Consider the following 1,678-nt stretch of genomic DNA (forward strand, 5'->3'; position numbering starts at 1 on the left):
TCTTCGGGCGTGTAGCCGGCCCAGTCGCCGCTGCGCAGCGCCTGCAACATGCGGATGCCGCTGCCGTAGGTGAAGCAGGTGGCGATTTCGGGCGCCGTCTTGCGGATGTAGCCCATGAGCCCTTCGTGGAACGAAGCGAGGATGACCCGGTCCTGGGCGCCCATACGGCGGAGCAACTCGACCATCGCCGCGGGCAATGCGGCGCCGCCCTTGATTTCGATGAGGAACAGGGACTCGGGCAAGGCTTCCAGTGCTTCGGCGAACGTCGGCACGGTGATGCCTTGGCCGCGGCAGGGGAACGTCTGGCCGCCATCGGGGCTGAAATGCCATGCGGCGTCGAGAGCCTTCAATTCCGCCAGCGTCATGGCCGACACCTCGCCGTGGCCGTTCGTGGTGCGGTCCACGGTCTCGTCGTGCATGAGCACGACCTGGCCGTCCGCGGTGAGGCGCGCGTCGCTTTCCAGCAGGGTTCCGGGAAATCGCTTCGATACCTCCGTGAACGCGAGCAGCGTGTTCTCGGGCCAGAGCGCACTGCCGCCCCGGTGTGCGCAGAGGCGCAGCGATGCCCGCGTGATCCGCTTGGGGCCCTCGCCAGGCAACGCTGCCGCCACGCCCGCAGCCAGAACGGCCATCGAAGCCAGCGCGCCGGCGCGCAACAAAAACGGAATCAGTTCGCTCATGTTCTTTCCTCTTGCCCGTCCTTCGTCCACTGTCGAAACCAAGCCGCGTCGCGGCTTCCCGCACACAGGCCGGTATCCCGCCTTGACCGGAATGCGCTACTATAAGGCAAGGCCGTACTTGCCGCAATACGGCACGGGGTGTCATCTTCGCGTTTGCTCCGTGCGTAGCATAGAGACGCAGAATGCCATCCCCGAGTTTCCCGTGTCCGCTAGAATGGAAGCTTCGGTACTTTAAACCTGGTTCCGTGCGCCAAGAGGTGTTCCGGGAGGTCTCTTACATGCGTTGGCCCAGTCATCCGTCCGACCTCGTTGTCGCTCAGATGTGCGCTAATACGTTCGAAGCGGCTTTTCTCAAGGCTTATCTGGAATCCGAGGGCGTCGAAGCCTGGTTTGACGGCGAGGATTCCCGCGGTTTCACCGGCCGCTATTCCGTCGTGGGACGGGGCGTGGCGTTGCGCGTGCGCAAACAGAATGCGAAACGCGCTCTCTTGTTGCTCGAGCATATTCCCGACCCGCCTGAATATGACGAAGGCGAGGATGTGGCCTTCGAGGAAAGCGAAGACTCTCCCGCGCCGGCACCCGCGCCGGAGTCGTGCCCCAATTGCGGTTCCGCAAGCATTGCGCGGAGCAACATCCCGCGCTGGCTCATGATTGTGCTGTTGGGCCTCCCTGCGCTGTTCCGAGATGAATCCTGGTGCTGTTCTGCATGCGGCTGGCAGTGGACGCCCGGCCGTCCGGAAACGCCGGGTCCCACCGATACTTGATGAAGACTGCTACGGCAGGATTCCCCAAACGTCCAGGTAACGGTCGGCCACTTCCAGGACGGTGAGCGCCGTCAATTCCGCCGCACGCAATTGCGAACGCACCTCCTCAGGCGTGAAGGCGGCCAGAAGCGAGCGATAGTACTCCTCTTGCAGCAGTCGAGACTCGTTGCCGGCGTGCAGCGCGACTATCCGCCGCGCGGCGGCGGTGTCCGGGGGCCGGCGCAGGTCTCGCAG

The 1,678-nt window shown here is 64.2% G+C and carries 3 protein-coding genes; 1 reads left to right on the forward strand and 2 read right to left on the reverse strand.

From position 1 onward, the window contains the following. The coding region (locus KA184_23335) for a glycerophosphodiester phosphodiesterase (protein ID MBP8132525.1) at window positions 1-680 on the reverse strand (680 nt) is incomplete at its 3' end. Between the two features lie 278 nt (window positions 681-958). Here KA184_23335 and KA184_23340 point away from each other — a divergent pair. Further along, entirely contained in the window at window positions 959-1,444 is a 486-nt protein-coding gene (locus KA184_23340; GenBank protein MBP8132526.1) for a hypothetical protein, read from the forward strand. A gap of 9 nt (window positions 1,445-1,453) precedes the next feature. On the opposite strand, the gene KA184_23345 is transcribed toward KA184_23340, so the two are convergent. Then, window positions 1,454-1,678 (reverse strand): SAM-dependent methyltransferase (locus KA184_23345; protein ID MBP8132527.1); only part of this gene is annotated, 225 nt, incomplete at its 5' end.

This window comes from Candidatus Hydrogenedentota bacterium (assembly GCA_018005585.1).
In the GTDB taxonomy this organism is placed as follows: Bacteria; Hydrogenedentota; Hydrogenedentia; order Hydrogenedentales; family JAGMZX01; genus JAGMZX01.

What these genes read in the sequence shown, in the direction of transcription:
- KA184_23340 (MBP8132526.1), top strand. Translation starts at nt 959, where the DNA reads ATGCGTTGGCCCAGTCATCCGTCCGACCTCGTTGTCGCTCAGATGTGC.